General features: G+C 71.1%; 19 protein-coding genes, 1 pseudogene and 1 riboswitch. Of the genes and pseudogenes, 3 read left to right on the top strand and 17 right to left on the bottom strand.

Going from position 1 to position 16,979, the window contains the following annotated elements:
- Positions 1–5 precede the first annotated feature (5 nt).
- From ACVFYP_RS15045 to rplU, 5 genes are all read right to left on the bottom strand, one after another.
- Positions 6–983, bottom strand: a complete 978-nt coding sequence (locus ACVFYP_RS15045; RefSeq protein ID WP_499201002.1) for a Bug family tripartite tricarboxylate transporter substrate binding protein — start codon at positions 981–983, stop codon at positions 6–8.
- A 61-nt stretch (positions 984–1,044) separates the two neighbouring features.
- Positions 1,045–2,175 (bottom strand): glutamate 5-kinase, encoded by a 1,131-nt coding sequence (gene proB, locus ACVFYP_RS15050; protein ID WP_499201003.1) that lies wholly within the window; start codon positions 2,173–2,175, stop codon positions 1,045–1,047.
- 10 nt (positions 2,176–2,185) lie between these two features.
- The gene (obgE, locus tag ACVFYP_RS15055) at positions 2,186–3,211 is read right to left on the bottom strand and encodes a GTPase ObgE (protein ID WP_499201004.1); all 1,026 of its coding nucleotides are present in this window, start codon (positions 3,209–3,211) and stop codon (positions 2,186–2,188) included.
- 76 nt (positions 3,212–3,287) lie between these two features.
- On the bottom strand, positions 3,288–3,557 hold the full coding sequence (gene rpmA, locus ACVFYP_RS15060) for a 50S ribosomal protein L27 (protein ID WP_499201005.1): 270 nt from the start codon (positions 3,555–3,557) through the stop codon (positions 3,288–3,290).
- 28 nt (positions 3,558–3,585) lie between these two features.
- On the bottom strand, positions 3,586–3,903 hold the full coding sequence (gene rplU / locus ACVFYP_RS15065; protein ID WP_216879195.1) for a 50S ribosomal protein L21: 318 nt from the start codon (positions 3,901–3,903) through the stop codon (positions 3,586–3,588).
- Between the two features lie 265 nt (positions 3,904–4,168).
- Between rplU and ACVFYP_RS15070 the strand changes: the two genes are divergently transcribed.
- The gene (locus ACVFYP_RS15070) at positions 4,169–5,008 is read left to right on the top strand and encodes a substrate-binding domain-containing protein (protein WP_499201006.1); all 840 of its coding nucleotides are present in this window, start codon (positions 4,169–4,171) and stop codon (positions 5,006–5,008) included.
- Positions 5,005–6,825, top strand: a complete 1,821-nt coding sequence (locus tag ACVFYP_RS15075; protein WP_499201007.1) for a putative bifunctional diguanylate cyclase/phosphodiesterase — start codon at positions 5,005–5,007, stop codon at positions 6,823–6,825. Before ACVFYP_RS15070 ends, ACVFYP_RS15075 begins: the two co-directional genes overlap by 4 nt.
- A gap of 65 nt (positions 6,826–6,890) precedes the next feature.
- On the opposite strand, the gene ACVFYP_RS15080 is transcribed toward ACVFYP_RS15075, so the two are convergent.
- The 6 genes from ACVFYP_RS15080 to ACVFYP_RS15105 all read right to left on the bottom strand — a co-directional run bounded on the left by ACVFYP_RS15080 (position 6,891) and on the right by ACVFYP_RS15105 (position 11,061).
- Positions 6,891–7,613, bottom strand: a complete 723-nt coding sequence (locus tag ACVFYP_RS15080; RefSeq protein WP_499201008.1) for a class II aldolase/adducin family protein — start codon at positions 7,611–7,613, stop codon at positions 6,891–6,893.
- Positions 7,610–8,794 carry a 3-hydroxybenzoate 6-monooxygenase gene (locus ACVFYP_RS15085; RefSeq protein ID WP_499201009.1) on the bottom strand — a complete coding sequence of 395 codons (1,185 nt, stop codon included), beginning with the start codon at positions 8,792–8,794 and terminating at the stop codon, positions 7,610–7,612. Before ACVFYP_RS15085 ends, ACVFYP_RS15080 begins: the two co-directional genes overlap by 4 nt.
- Entirely contained in the window at positions 8,791–9,753 is a 963-nt protein-coding gene (locus ACVFYP_RS15090) for a Bug family tripartite tricarboxylate transporter substrate binding protein (RefSeq protein ID WP_499201010.1), read from the bottom strand. Before ACVFYP_RS15090 ends, ACVFYP_RS15085 begins: the two co-directional genes overlap by 4 nt.
- Positions 9,754–9,804: 51 nt before the next feature.
- A complete protein-coding gene (locus ACVFYP_RS15095) occupies positions 9,805–10,095 on the bottom strand; it encodes a hypothetical protein (protein WP_499201011.1) in 291 nt (96 codons plus the stop codon).
- 32 nt (positions 10,096–10,127) lie between these two features.
- Positions 10,128–10,235: riboswitch (SAM-I-IV-variant riboswitch) on the bottom strand.
- A 64-nt stretch (positions 10,236–10,299) separates the two neighbouring features.
- Positions 10,300–10,632 (bottom strand): FKBP-type peptidyl-prolyl cis-trans isomerase, encoded by a 333-nt coding sequence (locus tag ACVFYP_RS15100; protein ID WP_499201012.1) that lies wholly within the window; start codon positions 10,630–10,632, stop codon positions 10,300–10,302.
- Positions 10,633–10,647: 15 nt separating this feature from the next.
- Complete coding sequence (locus tag ACVFYP_RS15105; RefSeq protein ID WP_499201013.1) at positions 10,648–11,061, bottom strand: DUF3830 family protein; 414 nt, start codon at positions 11,059–11,061, stop codon at positions 10,648–10,650.
- A gap of 137 nt (positions 11,062–11,198) precedes the next feature.
- On the opposite strand from ACVFYP_RS15105, the gene ACVFYP_RS15110 reads away from it, so the two are divergent.
- On the top strand, positions 11,199–12,086 hold the full coding sequence (locus ACVFYP_RS15110; protein ID WP_499201014.1) for a YihY/virulence factor BrkB family protein: 888 nt from the start codon (positions 11,199–11,201) through the stop codon (positions 12,084–12,086).
- Positions 12,087–12,108: 22 nt separating this feature from the next.
- On the opposite strand, the gene dut is transcribed toward ACVFYP_RS15110, so the two are convergent.
- From dut to ACVFYP_RS15140, 6 genes and pseudogenes are all read right to left on the bottom strand, one after another.
- Positions 12,109–12,555: a dUTP diphosphatase gene (gene dut / locus ACVFYP_RS15115; RefSeq protein ID WP_499201015.1), complete on the bottom strand. Its 447-nt coding sequence runs from the start codon at positions 12,553–12,555 to the stop codon at positions 12,109–12,111.
- Positions 12,556–13,731 carry a bifunctional phosphopantothenoylcysteine decarboxylase/phosphopantothenate--cysteine ligase CoaBC gene (gene coaBC, locus ACVFYP_RS15120; RefSeq protein ID WP_499201016.1) on the bottom strand — a complete coding sequence of 392 codons (1,176 nt, stop codon included), beginning with the start codon at positions 13,729–13,731 and terminating at the stop codon, positions 12,556–12,558.
- A gap of 70 nt (positions 13,732–13,801) precedes the next feature.
- On the bottom strand, positions 13,802–14,527 hold the full coding sequence (locus ACVFYP_RS15125; RefSeq protein WP_499201017.1) for a lysophospholipid acyltransferase family protein: 726 nt from the start codon (positions 14,525–14,527) through the stop codon (positions 13,802–13,804).
- Positions 14,524–15,144: a YdcF family protein gene (locus tag ACVFYP_RS15130; RefSeq protein WP_499201018.1), complete on the bottom strand. Its 621-nt coding sequence runs from the start codon at positions 15,142–15,144 to the stop codon at positions 14,524–14,526. Before ACVFYP_RS15130 ends, ACVFYP_RS15125 begins: the two co-directional genes overlap by 4 nt.
- Positions 15,141–16,007, bottom strand: a complete 867-nt coding sequence (locus ACVFYP_RS15135) for a cell division protein FtsX (RefSeq protein WP_499201019.1) — start codon at positions 16,005–16,007, stop codon at positions 15,141–15,143. Before ACVFYP_RS15135 ends, ACVFYP_RS15130 begins: the two co-directional genes overlap by 4 nt.
- Before the next feature lie 275 nt (positions 16,008–16,282).
- Positions 16,283–16,951: pseudogene (locus ACVFYP_RS15140) on the bottom strand (cell division ATP-binding protein FtsE); the annotation flags it as partial.
- Positions 16,952–16,979: the final 28 nt, after the last annotated feature.

The following is a 16,979-nucleotide window of genomic DNA, read 5'->3' on the forward strand; positions in this document are numbered from 1 at the left end:
GGGTCTCAGTCCACCCGCAGCCCGCCCTCGCGCACGATCGGTTCCCACTTGGCGCGCTCGCCGGCCCAGGCCTCGGCGAAGGCGGCGGGGGTGGTGGGCATCGGCTCCAGCCCATTGCGGTTCAGGATCGCCACGACCTCCCGGTCCTCCAGCGCCTGTCGCATGGCATCCGCGAGCCTGGAGACGACGGGCGCCGGCGTGCCGCTGGGCGCGGTGATGGCGTACCAGGAGGCCACGTCGAAGCCGGTGACGCCGCCTTCGGCGACGGTCGGGATCTGCGGCAGCAGGCGGGACCGCCGCGCGGTCGGCACCGCCAGCGCCCGCAGCCGGCCCGACTCCACATGCTGCATGACGGAGGGCGCGGTGGCGAAGGAGTAGTCCAGCCGGCCGGACAACAGGTCGTTCGCCACCTGCGCGCCGCCGCGATAGGACACGCCGATGGTCTCAAGCCCCGCCAGCTTGTCGAGCATCAGGCCGCAAAGATGCGGCGACCCGCCGATGCCACTATGGCCCCAGGACAGCTTGCCTGGCTCCGCCTTCGCCGCGGCCACCAGATCCGCCACGCTGCGCCAGGGGCGGTCCGCCGGCACGGCCAGGATATTGAACACATCGACCGCGATGGACACCGGCGCCAAGTCGCGCAACGGATCGACCGGCATGCGCATGACCATGGGGTTGATCACCAGCGTGCCGATGGTCCCCAATAGCAGCGTATGGCCATCGGCCGGCGATCGCGCCACCGCGTCCATCGCGATATTGCCGCCGGCGCCGGGGCGGTTCTCCACCACCACCGACTGGCCGAGGATTTCGCCCATGCGCGGGCTGAAGGCGCGCACCGCGATATCGGTGGCACCACCCGGCGTATAGCCGACGACGATGCGGATGGGGCGGTTGGGGAAGGCCTCCTGCGCGGGCGCCAAGGAAGGTGCCACGAGGGGCAGGGCGCTGGCGGCCAGCAGGCCGCGGCGCGTGAGACGGTTCATTCTTGGACTCCCGTTTTCTGGCACCTTCCTTGTATACAGGTGCCAGGACGGGGTGAAGCCTTCAGCCCGCCAGGGCCAGCAGCACCAGATCGTCCCGATGGATGATCTCGTCCCGGCCACGCCAGCCGAGGATGTTTTCGAGTTCCTCGCTGCGATGGCCGGCGATGCGCGCCGCGTCGCCGGAATCATAGGCGACGAGGCCGCGCGCCAGCACCCGCCCGGCTTCGTCCCGCACGCTGACCGGGTCGCCGCGCTGGAAACTGCCCTCCACGGCGCGCACGCCGGCGGGCAGTAGGGACGATCCGCGCGTCAGCGCGCGGGCCGCGCCGGCATCCACCACCAGCGCGCCGAGCGGCGCCAGGCTGCCGGCGATCCAGCGCTTGCGTGCGGAACGGCCCTCGCCCTCGGGCAGGAACCATGTGCAGGGCGCGCCCTGTTCCATGGCCAGCAGGGGGCGGTCCCGCGCGCCAAGCGCGATGGCCATGGCGCAGCCGGCGCCGGTGGCGATGCGCGCGGCGATCAGCTTGGTGCGCATGCCGCCGGAGGAATAGCCGGGCGGTGGCTCCCCCCCCATGGCCATGATCTCCTCCGTGATGTGCTCCACCACAGGGATATGGGCCGCGGCGGGGTCGCGGCGCGGGTCGGCGGTATAAAGGCCGTCGATGTCGGAGAGCAGCACCAGCGCATCCGCTTCCACCATCTCCGCCACCCGGGCGGCCAGGCGGTCATTGTCGCCGAAGCGGATTTCGGCCGTGGCGACGGTGTCGTTCTCGTTGATGACGGGGATGCAGCCGAGCGCCAGCAGCGTGTTCAGCGTGGCGCGTGCATTCAGGTAGCGGCGGCGATCCTCGCTATCCTCCAGCGTCAGCAGCAGCTGCGCGGCGTTGAGCTGCACGGCGGAGAGCGCATCGGCCCAGGCGCCGGCCAGGCGAATCTGTCCGACGGCGGCGGCCGCCTGCTTCTCCTCCAGCCGCAGCGTCTTCTTACGGGTCAGGCCGAGCGCATGGCGGGCGAGTGCGATGGCGCCGGAGGAGACGAGGATCACCTCCGCCCCCCGCGCCCGCAGCGCCGCCACATCCTGCGCGACGCCGGCCAGCCAGGCGGCGCGCGGCGCGGCGGTGGCGTTGTCCACCACAAGGGCGGAGCCGATCTTGACGACGATGCGGCGGGCGGTGGCGAGGGAGGGCAGCATCGGCGGGCTCTCAGCCTTGGCGGTCGGCCAGAATCTGCTGGTACAGCGCGTACAGCACCTGCTTCACCCCGGCCCCGGTGGCGCCTGAAACCAGCAGCGCTGGCCGCCCCGCCGCCTTGGACAGAGCCTTGAGGCGGGAGGCGGTGGCCTGCGGGGTCATGGCATCCGACTTGTTCAGCGCCACTACCTCCGGCTTGTCCGCCAGCCCGCCTCCATAGCCGGCGAGTTCCTCGCGGATGGTGCGGTAGGCGGCGGCCGGGTCAGCGGCGGTGCCGTCCACCAGATGCAGCAGGACCGCGCAGCGCTCGACATGGCCGAGGAAGCGTGTGCCGAGGCCGGCGCCTTCATGCGCGCCCTCGATCAGCCCGGGGATGTCCGCCAGGACGAATTCCAGCGAACCGTCGCGCGATGGCGTGCCATCCGGGTTCAGCCGCACCACGCCGAGCTGCGGGTGTAGGGTGGTGAAGGGATAGTCCGCCACCTTCGGCCGCGCCGCGGAGACGGCGGCGAGGAAGGTGGACTTGCCGGCATTGGGCAGGCCGAGCAGGCCGGAATCGGCGATCAGCTTGAGGCGCAGCCAGATCGACCGCTCCTCCCCCGGCCAGCCCTTGTCGGCGCGGCGTGGGGACCGGTTGGTGGCCGACTTGAAGGTGGCGTTGCCATAACCGCCATCGCCGCCCTTGGCGATGACGACACGCTGCCCGACCTCGGTCAGGTCCGCCAGCAGCGTTTCCTTGTCCTCGTCGAGGATCTGGGTGCCGACGGGCACCTTCATGATGACGTCGTCGGAGCCGGCGCCGCTGCGGTCCTGGCCCGCGCCATTGCCGCCCTTGCGGGACTTGAAATGCTGGGCGTAGCGGTAGTCGATCAGGGTGTTCAGCCCGTCCACCGCCTCGATAATGACATCGCCGCCCTTGCCGCCATTGCCGCCATCCGGGCCGCCGTATTCGATGAACTTCTCACGCCGGAAGGCGATGACGCCATCTCCGCCGTCGCCGGCCTTCACGTGGACCTTGGCTTCGTCGAGGAATTTCATGGGGTTGCATCCCAGCCTGGAAACGCGAACGGGGGCCATGCGGCCCCCGTCCGGAACCCTGCCAGGGGGCGGGTCCTTATTCGGCCGCGACGGCCATCGGCGTGATGGAAACCTGAACGCGGCCTTCGGCCTTGCGCTCGAACTTCACATGGCCGTCGACGGTCGCGTGCAGGGAATGGGTGCGGCCGACGAGCACATTGGTGCCCGGGCGCATCTTCGTGCCGCGCTGGGTAACGATGATGTTGCCGGCCTGGACGAACTGGCCGTCCGAGCGCTTCACGCCGAGACGCTTGCCAGCCGAGTCGCGCCCGTTGCGCGACGAACCGCCGGCCTTTTTGTGTGCCATGGTGGGGGTTCCTTTCTGTCGCTACTGATCAGGCGGCGGCGATGGCGGAGATGCGGAGCACGGTCTGCATCTGGCGATGGCCGTTCTTCCGGCGGCTGTTCTTCCGGCGGCGCTTCTTGAAGATGATCACCTTGTCGCCGCGCGTCTGGCCCTCGACCACCGCGGTGACGGTCGCACCCGGAACGGTCGGCGCGCCGACGGTCAGGCCGGCCTCGGTGCCAACGGCCAGCACATCATGGAAGGTGATGGTGGCGCCATGCTCGGCCTCGAGCTTCTCGACGGTGAGCAGCGCATCGGGAGTGACGCGGTACTGCTTGCCGCCGGTGCGGATCACTGCATAGGTCATGTTCGCGCTCGGGCTTTCGGAGGTCCGGTGCTGCTGGGCGGGTTCGCCCGGACAATGTGGGTGGTTCGGCCATGACTGACCGCCAGCATCCCCAGGCAGTTGGCACCTGGGTGGCCGGAGGGCGCAGCGTATAGCGGCGCGGTGGCCTGGGAGTCAACGGCGCCACCGCGGCCGCCACCCGGATCGGGCCCCGGACCGGGCCCCGGCAGGGGACGGGGCCGGGCGCGTTAGCCGTCGTTTAAGGCCGGGTCCGCAAACTGGCGCCATGCACCGTCCTCTTGCCCTGGGCCGCCGCGGCCTGCTCGCGCTTCTGCCGCTGCTTCCAGGCCGTGCCTGGACGGAGGCGCCAACATCGCTGCGCATTGGCGGTACCGGCATGGCGCTGACCATCACCCGGCATCTGATCGAGCGGCATCGCGGGGCCGAGGAGGTGACGGGCGTTGAGGTGCTCGAGAGCCTGGGCACCCAGGGCGGGCTGGCCGCGCTGCTGGACGGGCGGATCGACATCGCGCTGTCCGCCCGTGCCCTGCGGCCCGCGGAGCAGGCGGCGGGACTGTCCGCCCTGCACTTTGCACGCACCCCGATCGCCTTCGCGACACGCCATGACACGCCGGTGGCGGGGCTGAGCCTGGCGCAGATCGTGGCGATGCTGGCCGGAGAGATGCCGGGCTGGCCGGGGGGTGGCAAGGTGCGGGTGGTGCTGCGCGATGCCAGTGAGACGGACTGGGTGCTGGTGGCCGGCAGCGCGCCTGCCATGGCCGCGGCGATGGCCCAGGCACAGGCGCGGCCAGGCCTGGCGCTGGCGGGCACGGATCAGGAAAACGCCGAGCTGCTGGAACAGCTTCCCGGTTCCCTGGGCCTGATCACCCTGGGTCAGACCCGCGTGGAGCACCGCCAACTGCGCCTGTTGACGCTGGATGGCGTGGCGCCGGGGCTGGTGGCGATGGATGGCGGCACGGCCCGCTTCGCCCGTGATGTCTTCGCGGTGACCCGCGAGGGGATTGGCCCCGACATCCGGGGTTTCCTGGACTTCCTGACCGAGCCCTTGGCCCATGAAACACTGAGCAGTTTCGGCTTCCAGCCAATGGCGCGGCGCCGCACATGACCCCGCAGCTGGACGGAGAAGCCCTGCTGGCGCGGCTGGTCAGCAGCTTCGCCGCCGCGACCGCACTGCTGCTGGCGCTGGCCGTGCCCGCCACGCATGCCTGGTCGGCCTGGCGTGAGGAACGGGCGACGATGCAGGCGGAACTGCGCGTCATCGCCCATGGCGTCACCCAGATCGCCACGCGCGCGCCGGATCTGTGGATCTACCAGGAATCGCGGCTGCGCGGCCTGCTGAACGCTGGCGACGGCATGGAATCCAGCCTGCGCATTCGGGCGCTGGATGGCACGCAGCTGGCGGAGTTGGCGGTGGCGCTGCCCTGGCCGCGTCACGTCAGCACCCTGCCGGTCTATGACAGCGGCCATGCCGCGGGTTCGGTGGAGATCGAACGTTCGCTGCGGCCGATGCTGCTGCGCAGCGCGGCGGTGGCGCTGCTGGCGCTGCTGCTGGCGGCGGCGGCCTATACGGCGCTGCGGCTGCTGCCGCTGCGGCTGCTGCAGCGGGCCATGGGGCGCGTGACCTATCTGGCGACTCATGACCAACTGACCGGCCTGCCCAACCGCCGCCTGTTTCACGACCGGCTGGCGCAGGCCGCGCTGCGCGCGGAACGCTATGGCAATGGATTCGCCGTGCTGGCGCTCGACCTCGACCGCTTCAAGGAGGTGAACGACACGCTGGGCCATGCCGCGGGCGACGACCTGCTGCGGCAGGTGGCCCAGGCCCTGACCGCGGCGGTGCGCGACAGCGACACGGTGGCACGGCTGGGTGGCGACGAATTCGCCATCATCCAGTGCAATGCCGAACAGCCCTGGTCGGCGGAGGCGTTGGCGGCGCGGCTGGTGGAGCGGCTGGCCCTGCCTTTCGATCTGCTCGGCCATGTGGCGCATATCGGCACCAGCATCGGCATCGCCCTGTCCGCCCCTGCCACGGTGGGCCAGGCCCCGCTCGGCGAGCAGGTGCTGCACGACGCCGACACCGCGCTGTACCGCGCCAAGGCCGAGGGCCGGAACACCTATCGCTTCTTCTCCGCCGAGATGAACAGCGCCTTGCAGGAGCGGCGGGAGATGGAGCGCGACCTGCGCCAGGCGGTCGCCAGCGGCCAGCTTCGCCTGCACTACCAGCCGCAGGTGGATCTCGCGACGCAGCGCGTGGTGGGGCTGGAGGCGCTGTTGCGCTGGGCGCATCCGCAGCAGGGCCTGGTGATGCCGGACCGCTTCATCAACCTGGCGGAGGAGATCGGCCTGCTGAATCACATCGGCGAATGGGTGCTGCTGGAGGCCTGTCGCGCGGCGACCCGCTGGCCCGGTCAGCGCATGGCGGTGAACATCTCCGCCAACCATTTCCAAAGCGCCGATTTCCTGCGCGCCGTCCGGCATGCCCTGGCGGAGACCGGCCTCGATCCGCAGCGGCTGGAAATCGAGATCACCGAGGGCGTGCTGCTGACCGATACCGACCGCACCCTGGCGACACTGGGCGCGCTGCGGGAGATGGGCATCTCCGTCGCCATGGATGACTTCGGCACCGGCTATTCCTCGCTCGGCTACCTGCACAAGTTCCGCTTCGACAAGATCAAGATCGACCGCAGCTTCGTGCACAGCCTGGCGAATGATCCGCAATCCATGGCCATCATCCGCGCCGTCATCGCCATCACCCAGGCGCTCGGCCTGCGCTGCAATGCGGAGGGTGTGGAAAGCACCGCCCAGGCCGCGCTGCTGCGGGCCGAGGGCTGCACCGAGGCGCAGGGCTGGCTCTATGGCCGTGCTGTGCCGGAGGAGGATCTGGCGGCGCTGCTCGGCAGCGCGCGGGAAGCGGCCGCCTGAGGCCGCGGACCGGTCGCTTGACCGGTCCGTGCTTCCGCGCCCGGCGTTAGACGGTACCCAATATATCAAATTCCGCCGTAATTCGCCCGCGTGATCCAGTAATCCCAGGCGCGGGCCAGTGGCATGTCGGAGAGCAGCATGGCGGCGGTCTTCTCCACCTCGCCCGGCGTCAGGTATTCCGGCGTGCCATGCGGGATGCTGGCCAGCACCATTTCCGCATTGTGCTTCATATAGACGGCGGTGAAGACGGCGGCGCGCAGGTTCACGCCGACATTGCAGGCGCCATGGCCGCGCAGCATCACGCTGCGATTGGCGCCCAGCGCGCGCGCCAGGGAATGGCCACGCGGCAGGTCGTCGATCAGCATGTTGGTGTCGCCGAATTCCGGCTGGCTGTCCCAGAGCGGCACCTCTGACCCCATGACGCTGCCCATGTGGAAGATCGGCTTCAGGGTGAGTGTGCGCACCACCGTGAAGGGGATGACGCTGCGCGCATGGTGGTGGATCACGGACATCACATCCGGCCGCGCCATGAAGATGGCCGAATGCAGCGCGCGTTCCGAATACATGCGCCGCCCATTCTGCGCGACCGGCGTGCCGTCCAGCTCGAACTCCATGATGTCATCAGCCGTCACCGCCACGGGGCTGCGGCTGCGGGACAGGAAATAGCGGTCCGCGCGTTCCGGGTGGCGCAGCGAGACATGGCCGAAATCGTCGATCACATCCTCCCGCGCCAGAATCCGGTTGGCGAGCACCAGCTCGCGGATCGCATGCGCCACGGCGTCGCTCATCTCGTGTCCTCCTGTGGCCCGCCATAGAGCCAGGCGAGCGTGTCCTGCCAATCGGTTTGCGTCTTCGCGGCCATGATGCTGTTGCGCAGCGCCGCATGCGGCCCGGCCGGGTGGTAGATGTGGTCGCCCACGGCGCGGGACTGCAATTGCACCCGCGCCGTGCGCAGCAGCCGCGCATCGCGATAGGCGGCCAGCGCCGGCGCCACATCGCCGTCATGGGCGCGCATCATCTGCGCGAGGCACACCGCATCCTCCATCGCCATACAGGCGCCCTGGGCCAGGTATTGCAGGGTGGGATGCGCGGCATCGCCCAGCAGGGCCACGCGGTCCTCGACCCAGTTCTGCACCGGGTCGCGATCGCACAGCACCCAGAGCTTCCAGTCGCGCCCCTGGTGGATGATCGACTGTGCCAGCGGATGCACATGCTCGAAGCCGGCAAAAACCTCCTCGGCGGAGACCGGCTTGCCGGCCACCGGCTCCGGCGCGTTGTTGTGATAGGTGACGACCAGGTTGAAGGAGGCCCAGCCCTGCAAAGGGTAATGCACGATATGGCATTTCGGCCCGGCCCAGAGCGTCGCCGCGTTCCAGCGCAGCGATTCTGGCATCTGCTCGGTCGGGATAACGCTGCGATAGGTGGTGTGGCCGGAGACGCGCGGCGCGCCATCCCCCACCAATTGCCGCCGCACCTTGGACCACAGCCCATCCGCGCCGATCAGCGCCCGCCCGCGCAGCCTTTCGCCATTGGCGAGATGCGCGGTGACGCCGCTGCCGTCCTGGTCATACCCCACCACCTCCGCCGAAGTGCGAAGGCTGATGGAATCGCTACCGCGGCAGCCTTGCAAAAATACGCCGTGCAGGTCGCCGCGGTGGATGACGGCATAGGGCGCGCCGAAGCGCGCCCGGAACGCCGCACCGAGGTCGATATGGCAGATCTCCTCGGCCGTCAGCGCATCCATCAGCCGCAGCTTGTCGACATGGATCGCCATGGCGCGGGCGGTCTCGCCGATGCCGAGCCAGTCGAAGGCGTGGAAGGCGTTGGGGCCGAGCTGGATGCCCGCGCCGACCTCCCCCATCGCCGCCGCCTTCTCCAGCACCGTCACCGCAAAACCCTGCCGCGCCAGGGCGAGCGCGGTGGCCAGCCCGCCGATGCCGCCGCCGGCGACCAGGATGGGCTCGCTCATTCAGGCTTGATTCCGGCGGCCTCGGCGATCTGGGCGTTCTTGGCATCCTCGGCCGCGATGAAGGCGGCGAAGCTTTGGGGTGCGTCGGTGGTGAAGGCCTCGGCGCCCATCGCCACCAGCCGCTGGGCGATCTCCGCCTCCCGCCCAATGGCGTTGAGGTGCTGCGCCAAGGTCGCGGCCGCATCGGGGGAGAAGCCGCGTGGCCCCCAGACCGCGTACCACAGCAGAAAATGCAGCCCCGGCAGGCCGGCCTCCTCCACGCTCGGCACCTCCGGCATCGCGGCGCTGCGGGTCGGGGAGACGACGGCGAAGGCGCGCAGCCGGCCGGCCTGGACCAGCGGCTGGGCGGAGAGCAGGGGCGCCACCATCAAGGCCACATTGCCCGCGACCACATCGTTGATGGCCGGCGCCGTGCCCCGGTAATGCGCCACCACGGCCTCATCCGCTCCGACGCGGCGCTTCAGCCCCTCCGCCGCCAGATGCGCCATGGACCCGGCGCCGGAGGTGGAGATGGTGTAGTCGCGCGGCGCCGCCTTCATCCGTTCCGCGAGCTGGGTCAGGTTGGTGGCGCGGCTGGCCTCCGGATGGCCGACGATGACCAGCGGCGCGGTGGCCAGCCGGGCGATGGGCGTGAAATCGGCGATCGGGTCATAGGTCAGGCCGGGGACGACGCGGCGGCCCATCAGGTGGATGTCGGCATTGACCAGGAAGGTGGCGCCATCCGGCGCGCTGCGCGCGACCTCCGCCGCGCCGATGGTGTTGTTGCCGCCGGCCCGGTTCTCCACCACCCAGCCCGCCCCGCCGCGCGCCGTCAGGCGCTGGACATAGAGCCGGCCGATGACGTCGATGGCGCCGCCCGGCGGCGCCGGCACCACCAGCCGCACGGGGCGGCCCTGGGCGAAGCCGGGCCACGCAAAAGCGGCCATGGCCGATGCGGCCAGCATGGTCCTGCGATTCATGTTGATTGTTTCCTGCCCTGTGGCGGCAGGATCGCGCGCTGGTTGGCGCTGTCAATCGTCCCTGACGGCGGCCTCCCGCAGCCAGGCCGCCAGCTCAGCCCGCCGGTCGCCGGGCAAAGCGCGTTCCAGATGCAGCGTCACATGGCCGGGGCGGCGATCCGGCGGCACGCGGCAGGCATGGGTCCAGACCTCCCCGTCTCGCCGGTGCAGCACGATATAGAGCAGGCAGGGCCGACAGCGCCCCGCACGGTCGCGCCACTGGGCGGCGCCGACAAATTCCGCCTGGTCGTCAGGCCCGAGAAACAGGGAAAAATCCGGGCGGTCGCCCGTGCTGTCCAGCATGCCGTCCTCCACAAACCACGGACCGACGGCGGCGCTGCCCGAATAATTGCCGGAACGGCCGCATCCCCCCTAATGGAGGCGCCACCTTGCCCGGGAAGGCAGGTTGGCGTTGGGCGTCGGCCCAACTCTTGATGCAAGGGCGGAGATAGCAAGCGGAACGAGGCGGCGGCAAGGGGCATTGCTACCCCTGGCCGCCAAAATCCCTCAACCGACTTCGAGCAACTCCACGTCGAAGACAAGCGTGGCGTTCGGCGGGATCACGCCGCCGGCGCCGCGGGCGCCATAGCCGAACTCGGGCGGGATGGTCAGGGTGCGGTGGCCGCCCACCTTCATGCCCTGCACGCCACGGTCCCAGCCCGCGATCACCTGGCCGGAGCCCAGCTTGAAGCGGAAGGCATCGCCCCGGTCGCGGGAGCTGTCGAACTTCCGGCCCTTCTTGTCCACGGCCGAAGCGTCGAACAGCCAGCCCGTGTAATGCACCGCGACCATCTTGCCGGAGACGGCAAGCGTCCCTTCGCCGACGGTGGAATCAATCATGGCCACGCCCATGGTTTAGCCTTTCCTGAAGGTGATGCTCTTGGCGCCGTCCCAGAGGACGGACCGCCCGATCGTCGCCAGACGGTCGAGCCCGTCGGTGATGGTGAGGAAGTGGTTGCCCGCCAGCTGCCCCGCCTTGGAGGAGAAGCAGCAGGGGCCATAGGCCAGCAGGATCTCGGTTTCGCTGACCCCGCCCGGATAGACGATGACATGGCCCGGCGCCGGATGGCTGGTGGCATTCTCATGCCCGATGCCCAGGTCGCGCTCACCCATCGGAATCCAGCAGGCCTCGCCGGACCAGCGCACATGGATGATGCGGTCGCTGAAGGGCAGCAGCTCCCGGAACCGGGCGACGGTCTTGGGCGCGTCGGCCGCTTCGAAGCGGGCGGGGAAGATCTCGCCCGCGATTTCGATCTCGATATCCGCCACCTGATGCTGCTCCCTGCCTGTCGGCCCGCCCTACGCGAGCGGCCGCGTCTTGCCAAGCCGGAGCGGGCGCAACCTTCGCGGTCCAGAACGGTTTCATTGACGTGGCGGCCCCATCGCGCGGCCCAGGGGACGGTTCTATGCTCAAGCGTGGCTGGCACATCCTGAAAGAGACCGTGGAGGGCTTCATCGCCGATGAGGCGATGACCCGCGGCGCCGCAATTGCCTGCTACAGCATGTTTTCCCTGGCGCCGCTGCTGCTGCTGATGATGGGCATGGCCGGGCTGGTCTTCGGCGAGGATGCGGTGCGGCAGGCGGTGGGGCTGCAGCTCGCCTCGCTGATCGGGCGGGAGGGTGCCCAGGCCATCGATTCGATCCTGGGCGAGGACGGGTTGCAGGAGCAGGCGGAGGCCGGCGGCATCGCCGCGCTGGTCAGCATCACCTTCCTGGTCATCACCGCCAGCGCCGTCTTCGCCGAGCTTCAGGCCGCGCTGAACGCCATCTGGAAGGCGGAGCCGAGGGGTCTCAGCCTGTCCTACCTGCTGCGGGCGCGGCTGCTGAGCATCGGTCTGGTGGCGGCGACGGGGTTCCTGCTGCTGGTCTCTCTGCTGGCCTCAGCGGCGCTGGCGGCGCTCGGCACCTGGGCGGGCACCACCCTGCCGCAGGCCGCGCCGCTGCTGCGGCTGGCGAATTTCGGCGTCTCCTTCCTGCTGACGGCGCTGCTTTTCGCGGCGATCTACAAGGTGCTGCCGGACCGCCGGCTGCGCTGGCGCGATGTGGGCATGGGCGCGCTGTGCACGGCGCTGCTGTTCACGCTGGGGAAGTCGCTGATCGGCTGGTACATCGGCGGCAGTGGCATCGCCGCGCGCTACGGCGCCGCGGGGGCGCTGATCGTGGTGCTGCTCTGGGTGTTCTATTCGACCCAGGTGTTCCTGCTCGGCGCCGAATTCACCCGCGCCTGGACCCGGCGGCCGGGGGCCAAGCGCAACCAGCCGGCCGGGATCGGCAAGGCGGCGGTGCGTCGGTAAGGGGTCTTGGGGGTGGACGCGCTCAGCCCGTGCCGGTCGACCCGAACCCGCCGGCGCCGCGCGCCGTTTCCGGCAGCACCGCCACTTCCCGGAAACGCGCCCGCACCACCGGGGCCACCACCGCCTGGGCGATGCGCATGCCGCGCTCCACGGTGAAGGGCTCGCTGCCGGCATTCATGACGATGACCTGCAATTCGCCCCGATAATCCTCATCCACCGTGCCGGGCGTATTGGGCATGGTGATGCCGTGCTTCAGCGCCAGGCCCGAGCGCGGCCGCACCTGCAATTCATGGTCCGGGGGCAGGGCGATGCAAAGCCCGGTCGGCACCAGCGTGCGGGCGCCAGGCGCGATCACCACCGGCGCGGTGACGGCGGCGAGCAGGTCCATCCCCGCGGCGCCGGGCGTGGCATAGGCCGGCAGCGGCAGGCCTTCGGCATGCGGCAGGCGGGTGACCAGGATTTCGACCATTCAGGCAAGACTCTCCGCGATACGGGTGGCGAGACGGCGCGCCACCTCCGCCTTCGGCAGGCGGGGCCAGTCCTCCACCCCCGCTTCCGTCACCAGATGCACGGCATTCTCGGCGCCGCCCATCACGTCGCCCGAGACGTCATTGGCGACAATCCAGTCGCAGCCCTTCCGCAGGCGCTTTTCCTGGGCGTGGGGCACCACGTGTTCCGTCTCCGCCGCAAAACCCACCACCAGCGCCGGCCGCTGCACCTGGCGCTGGGCGATGGTGGCCAGGATGTCCGGGTTCAGCGTCAGGACGATTTCGGGCGGCGGGGCGCCGGGCACCTTCTTGATTTTCTGGGACCCAACTTCGGCCGGCCGGAAATCGGCCACGGCGGCGGCGAAGACAGCAGCATCGGCCGGCAGCGCGGCCTCGACCGCCGCCAGCATCTCGCGCGCGCTTTCGATCCGCACCACCGTGACACCCGCCGGGTCCGGCACGGCCACCGGTCCGCTCACCAGCGTGACACGCGCGCCCAGCGCCGCGAGGGCCGCGGCGATGGCGTGGCCCTGCTTGCCGCTGCTGCGATTGGCGATGTAGCGCACCGGGTCGATGGTCTCGTGCGTGGGCCCGCTGGTCACCACCACATGCTTGCCTGCGAGCGGGCCGTGATGCAGCATCGCCTCGATGGCGGCGAGGAGGGTGGGGGGTTCGGCGAGGCGGCCGGGGCCGCTCTCGGGCTCCGCCATGGCGCCTTCCTCCGGCCCCACCACCGCCACGCCGCGCGCGGCCAGCGTCTTCATATTGGCGACGGTCGCCGGATGCGCCCACATGGCCGGGTTCATCGCCGGCGCCACCAGCACCTTCGCCCGGGTCGCCAGCAGCACGGTGGAGGCAAGATCATCCGCCAGCCCGGCCGCCATCTTGGCCAGCAGGTCGGCGGAGGCCGGCGCCACCACCACCAGATCCGGCGCGCGGGCCAGGCGGATATGGCCGATCTCGGCCTCCGCCGCCCAGAGGTCGTCATGCACCCGGGCGCCGGAAATCCCGGCCAACGCCTCCTTCGTCACGAAGCGGGCGCCGCCGGCGGTCAGGATGGGCGTCACCTGATGCCCGGCGCGGCGGGCCAGCCGCACCAGTTCCAGCGCCTTATAGGCGGCGACACTGCCTGACACGATGAGGAGCAGATGGGCCATGGGGCCAGCCTAGACCGGCCCGGCTGGCCCGGCGAGAGGCTCCTCCGCTGAACCTGCCGCCCTGCGGGGCCTACCCCGCCCCGTGCTGCGGCTCCGCCATCAGCCGGTCCGTCTCCCCTTCGATCTGCGTCTCCAGCGCCGTCAGCAGCGCCGCGCGCTTCAGCCCGGGCGGCAGCGGCGGCAGGATGGAGATGCGGATCACGCCCGGGCGCTTGAGAAAGTGCCGCCGGCCCCAGACCCGGCCGCTATCGGTCGCCACCGGCACCACCGGCGCCCCGGTGCCGGCGGCGATCGCCACCACGCCGGGCTGGTAGGCGACGCGGTCGCCCACGGCGGTGCGCGTGCCCTCCGGAAAGATCACCACCTGCCGCCCGGCGGCCACCGCCGCGGTCGCCGCCCGCAGCATGTTGCGCAGCGCCACGCCGCCGCCTTCCCGGTCCACCGGAATCATCCCCGCCTTGCGGGCATGCCAGCCATAAAGCGGGATCGCCAGCAGCTCCTTCTTCATCACATAGGCCGGGTCCGACAGCAGGCTCAGCCAGATGATGGTGTCGAAGGCCGATTGGTGCTTGGCGGCGATCACCACCCCGCCGGGCGGCAGGTTTTCCCACCCCCTGATCTCCACCCGGACGCCGACCGTGATGCGCAGCGCGCCCACCACCAGCCAGGCCCAGAACCGCGTCACCGCCAGCGCCGCGGCGCGCGGCATCAGCAGCGCCGGCACGGCCAGAAGGGACACCACGGCGGTGATGCCGAAGAACAGAATGTTGAAGGCCAGGGACCGCAGCCAGATCATCGTTGTGCCGACTCCTTCGCCGGCAGGAATCGGGTCAGCCCGGCGGCGGCCATCACATACTTCAGATATTCGCCGGAGAGCAGGGTCCAGCGCCGAAGCCCAGGCAGGCCGCGGCCCCGGCCGGTCGGCTCCCGCAATGCCGCGGGGGTCACCGGATGCGGCACCACCGCCAGCCCGGGCGCCGCGCGGCGCAATTCCAGCAGCGCGCGTGGCATGTGGTAGCCGGCGGTCACCAGCCGCAGTGATTCGATGCGCCGGCCGCGCGCATAGGCCGCGACCTCCGCCGCATTGCCCAGCGTGGTGGCGGAGGCCTGGCCGAGCGTGACCTTGCCGGCCAGCGCGGCCGGGTCCCGCCCATGCGCCCGCGCCAGCTCCGCCAGGGTCAGGCCGGCGCTGGTGCCGGAGACCAGAAGGCGCGGCGCCGCCCCCTGTTCCAGCAGCCGCAGCCCCGTCTCCACCCGGTCGCCGCCGCCGGTCAGCACGATGATCGCCTCGGTCGGCCGCAGCGGGTCGTCCACCGCCGCATCCACCCCATCGAGGAATCGCACAAACCCCCAGACCAGCACCACCAGCCCGAGCAGTGCCGCCAGCAGCATCCATCGCAGCAGCCGCCTCACGGCAATTCCCGCAGCCAGCGACGCACGGTGGCCTGGGCGGTGCCCCAGCCGAGCAGATAGGCCAGCGGCGGCAGCGTGAGCAGCGCCGCCCAGGGCAGGCCCGCCAGGCTGTCCAGCCGCCCATCCACCCCGACCCAGGGCCCCGCGAGGTTCGCCAGCAGTGCCAGCGCCGGGATGGCGATGCCGGTGCCCACCACCGCGCCCGTGGCCGCCAGCATGCCGAGGCGCCGGGCGAAGCGGCCGGCGATGTCGCCATCCCGCGCACCCAGGCCGTGCAGCACCTCGATCGCATCGCGCCGCGCGGCGAGGCCGGCCCGCGTCGCCACCGCCACCACCGCCGCCGCCACGCCGGCGACCAGCAGCAGCACGCCCAGCGCCATGGCCTGCAGGCTGCGCGCCAGCGCCGCCAGGCGCTGCACCCAGATGCCATGCGCCTCCACCAGCGCCCCCGGCACTTCGCGCGCCAGGCGGTCGCCGATCAGCACCGGGTCGGTGGTGGCGCTGCGCAGCCGCAGTTCGATCACCCCCGGCAGGGCGATGGCGGGGCTGTCGCCGAGCCAGGGGCGCAGCAGGGTGGCGAGGCGATCCGGCGCCATCGCCTCCGCGCTCGCCACCTCCGGCATCCGGCGCAGGGATTCGAGCGCGCGGTCGAGCCGCGCGGCGTCGGAATCCGGGATCTGCACGGTCACCGCCGCCGCCGCCCCGCGTTGCCAGCGCTCGGCCAGCCCCGCCGCGCCCTGGGCGCCTGCCAGCGCCAGGGCGGCGAGCAAGGCCATGGCGGAGACCAGCCCCGGCAGCAGCAGCCCGGACAGTGCCCGGCGCAGCCCGAGCGGATCGCGCGAATAGCGGCGCCGCCTAGCCACGGATCGCGATTCCCGGATCAGTCACGGCGCGGCAATCCGCGACGGAGGGAGGGCAGCCGCCCATAGGGCGGCGCACGGTTGGCGCGGCCGGGCGGTTCGGGGAAGGGGTCCTCCGCCGCCGGGTCGGGCGGTGCCTCATGCGGCGGGGCGAAGCGATCCTCCGGCCAGGGATCTTCGGGATCGGCCTCCGCTTCCGGGGCGGGGGGTTCCGGCCAGCTCTGGCCCGGCGCCTCGGACGGCACCTCCTCCACCCCCCGCGCGCCATCCACATCATGCAGGCGGCCGTCATGCAGCAGCAGGGAGGGGGCGGGGAAGCGCGCCACCAGATCCTCGTCATGGGTCGCCACCACCACGGTGGTGCCCAGCCGGTTCATCTCCCGCAGCAAGGCCAGCAGGCGGCGGGCCTGGTGGCTGTCGAGGTTGCCGGTCGGCTCATCCGCCACCAGCAGGGCCGGGCGGTGCACCACGGCGCGGGCGATGGCGATACGTTGCTGCTCGCCGCCCGAGAGTTCCGGCGGCAGCGCCTCCGCCCGTGCGGCCAGGCCGACCCAGCGCAGCATCTCGGTCACATCGGCCCGCAGCGAGGCCTCCGGCCGGCCGGCGAGGCGCAGCGGCAGCGCCACATTGTCGAAGGCGGAGAGGTAGGGCAGCAGCCGGAAGTCCTGGAACACCACGCCGATCCGCCGCCGCACCGGCGCCAGCGCCGCCCGCCGGGCGCGGGCGGTGCGCAGGCCGAGCACCTCCACCTCCCCCCGCGTCGGCCGCAGGGCCAGGTGCATCAGGCGCAGCACGGAGGACTTGCCCGCCCCGGAGGGGCCAAGCAGCCAGGTGAAGGACCCCTGGGGCAAAGCGAAGGTCACATCGACCAGCGCCTCCGGTCCCCAGGATCCGGTATTCGGGCCACCGCCGGGGTAGCGGAGGCCGACTGCCTCGAAGCGTACCATCAACGCTGTCTGCCACGTGGGCGGCCCG

It is taken from the genome of Roseomonas sp. F4 (assembly GCF_053891155.1).

Excerpts from the sequence above, each read along its gene's own strand:
- ACVFYP_RS15045 (WP_499201002.1), bottom strand. The coding sequence starts at position 983 with ATGAACCGTCTCACGCGCCGCGGCCTGCTGGCCGCCAGCGCCCTGCCC.
- proB (WP_499201003.1), bottom strand. The coding sequence starts at position 2,175 with ATGCTGCCCTCCCTCGCCACCGCCCGCCGCATCGTCGTCAAGATCGGC.
- obgE (WP_499201004.1), bottom strand. The coding sequence starts at position 3,211 with ATGAAATTCCTCGACGAAGCCAAGGTCCACGTGAAGGCCGGCGACGGC.
- rpmA (WP_499201005.1), bottom strand. The coding sequence starts at position 3,557 with ATGGCACACAAAAAGGCCGGCGGTTCGTCGCGCAACGGGCGCGACTCG.
- rplU (WP_216879195.1), bottom strand. The coding sequence starts at position 3,903 with ATGACCTATGCAGTGATCCGCACCGGCGGCAAGCAGTACCGCGTCACT.
- ACVFYP_RS15070 (WP_499201006.1), top strand. The coding sequence starts at position 4,169 with ATGCACCGTCCTCTTGCCCTGGGCCGCCGCGGCCTGCTCGCGCTTCTG.
- ACVFYP_RS15075 (WP_499201007.1), top strand. The coding sequence starts at position 5,005 with ATGACCCCGCAGCTGGACGGAGAAGCCCTGCTGGCGCGGCTGGTCAGC.
- ACVFYP_RS15080 (WP_499201008.1), bottom strand. The coding sequence starts at position 7,613 with ATGAGCGACGCCGTGGCGCATGCGATCCGCGAGCTGGTGCTCGCCAAC.
- ACVFYP_RS15085 (WP_499201009.1), bottom strand. The coding sequence starts at position 8,794 with ATGAGCGAGCCCATCCTGGTCGCCGGCGGCGGCATCGGCGGGCTGGCC.
- ACVFYP_RS15090 (WP_499201010.1), bottom strand. The coding sequence starts at position 9,753 with ATGAATCGCAGGACCATGCTGGCCGCATCGGCCATGGCCGCTTTTGCG.
- ACVFYP_RS15095 (WP_499201011.1), bottom strand. The coding sequence starts at position 10,095 with ATGCTGGACAGCACGGGCGACCGCCCGGATTTTTCCCTGTTTCTCGGG.
- ACVFYP_RS15100 (WP_499201012.1), bottom strand. The coding sequence starts at position 10,632 with ATGATTGATTCCACCGTCGGCGAAGGGACGCTTGCCGTCTCCGGCAAG.
- ACVFYP_RS15110 (WP_499201014.1), top strand. The coding sequence starts at position 11,199 with ATGCTCAAGCGTGGCTGGCACATCCTGAAAGAGACCGTGGAGGGCTTC.
- dut (WP_499201015.1), bottom strand. The coding sequence starts at position 12,555 with ATGGTCGAAATCCTGGTCACCCGCCTGCCGCATGCCGAAGGCCTGCCG.
- coaBC (WP_499201016.1), bottom strand. The coding sequence starts at position 13,731 with ATGGCCCATCTGCTCCTCATCGTGTCAGGCAGTGTCGCCGCCTATAAG.
- ACVFYP_RS15125 (WP_499201017.1), bottom strand. The coding sequence starts at position 14,527 with ATGATCTGGCTGCGGTCCCTGGCCTTCAACATTCTGTTCTTCGGCATC.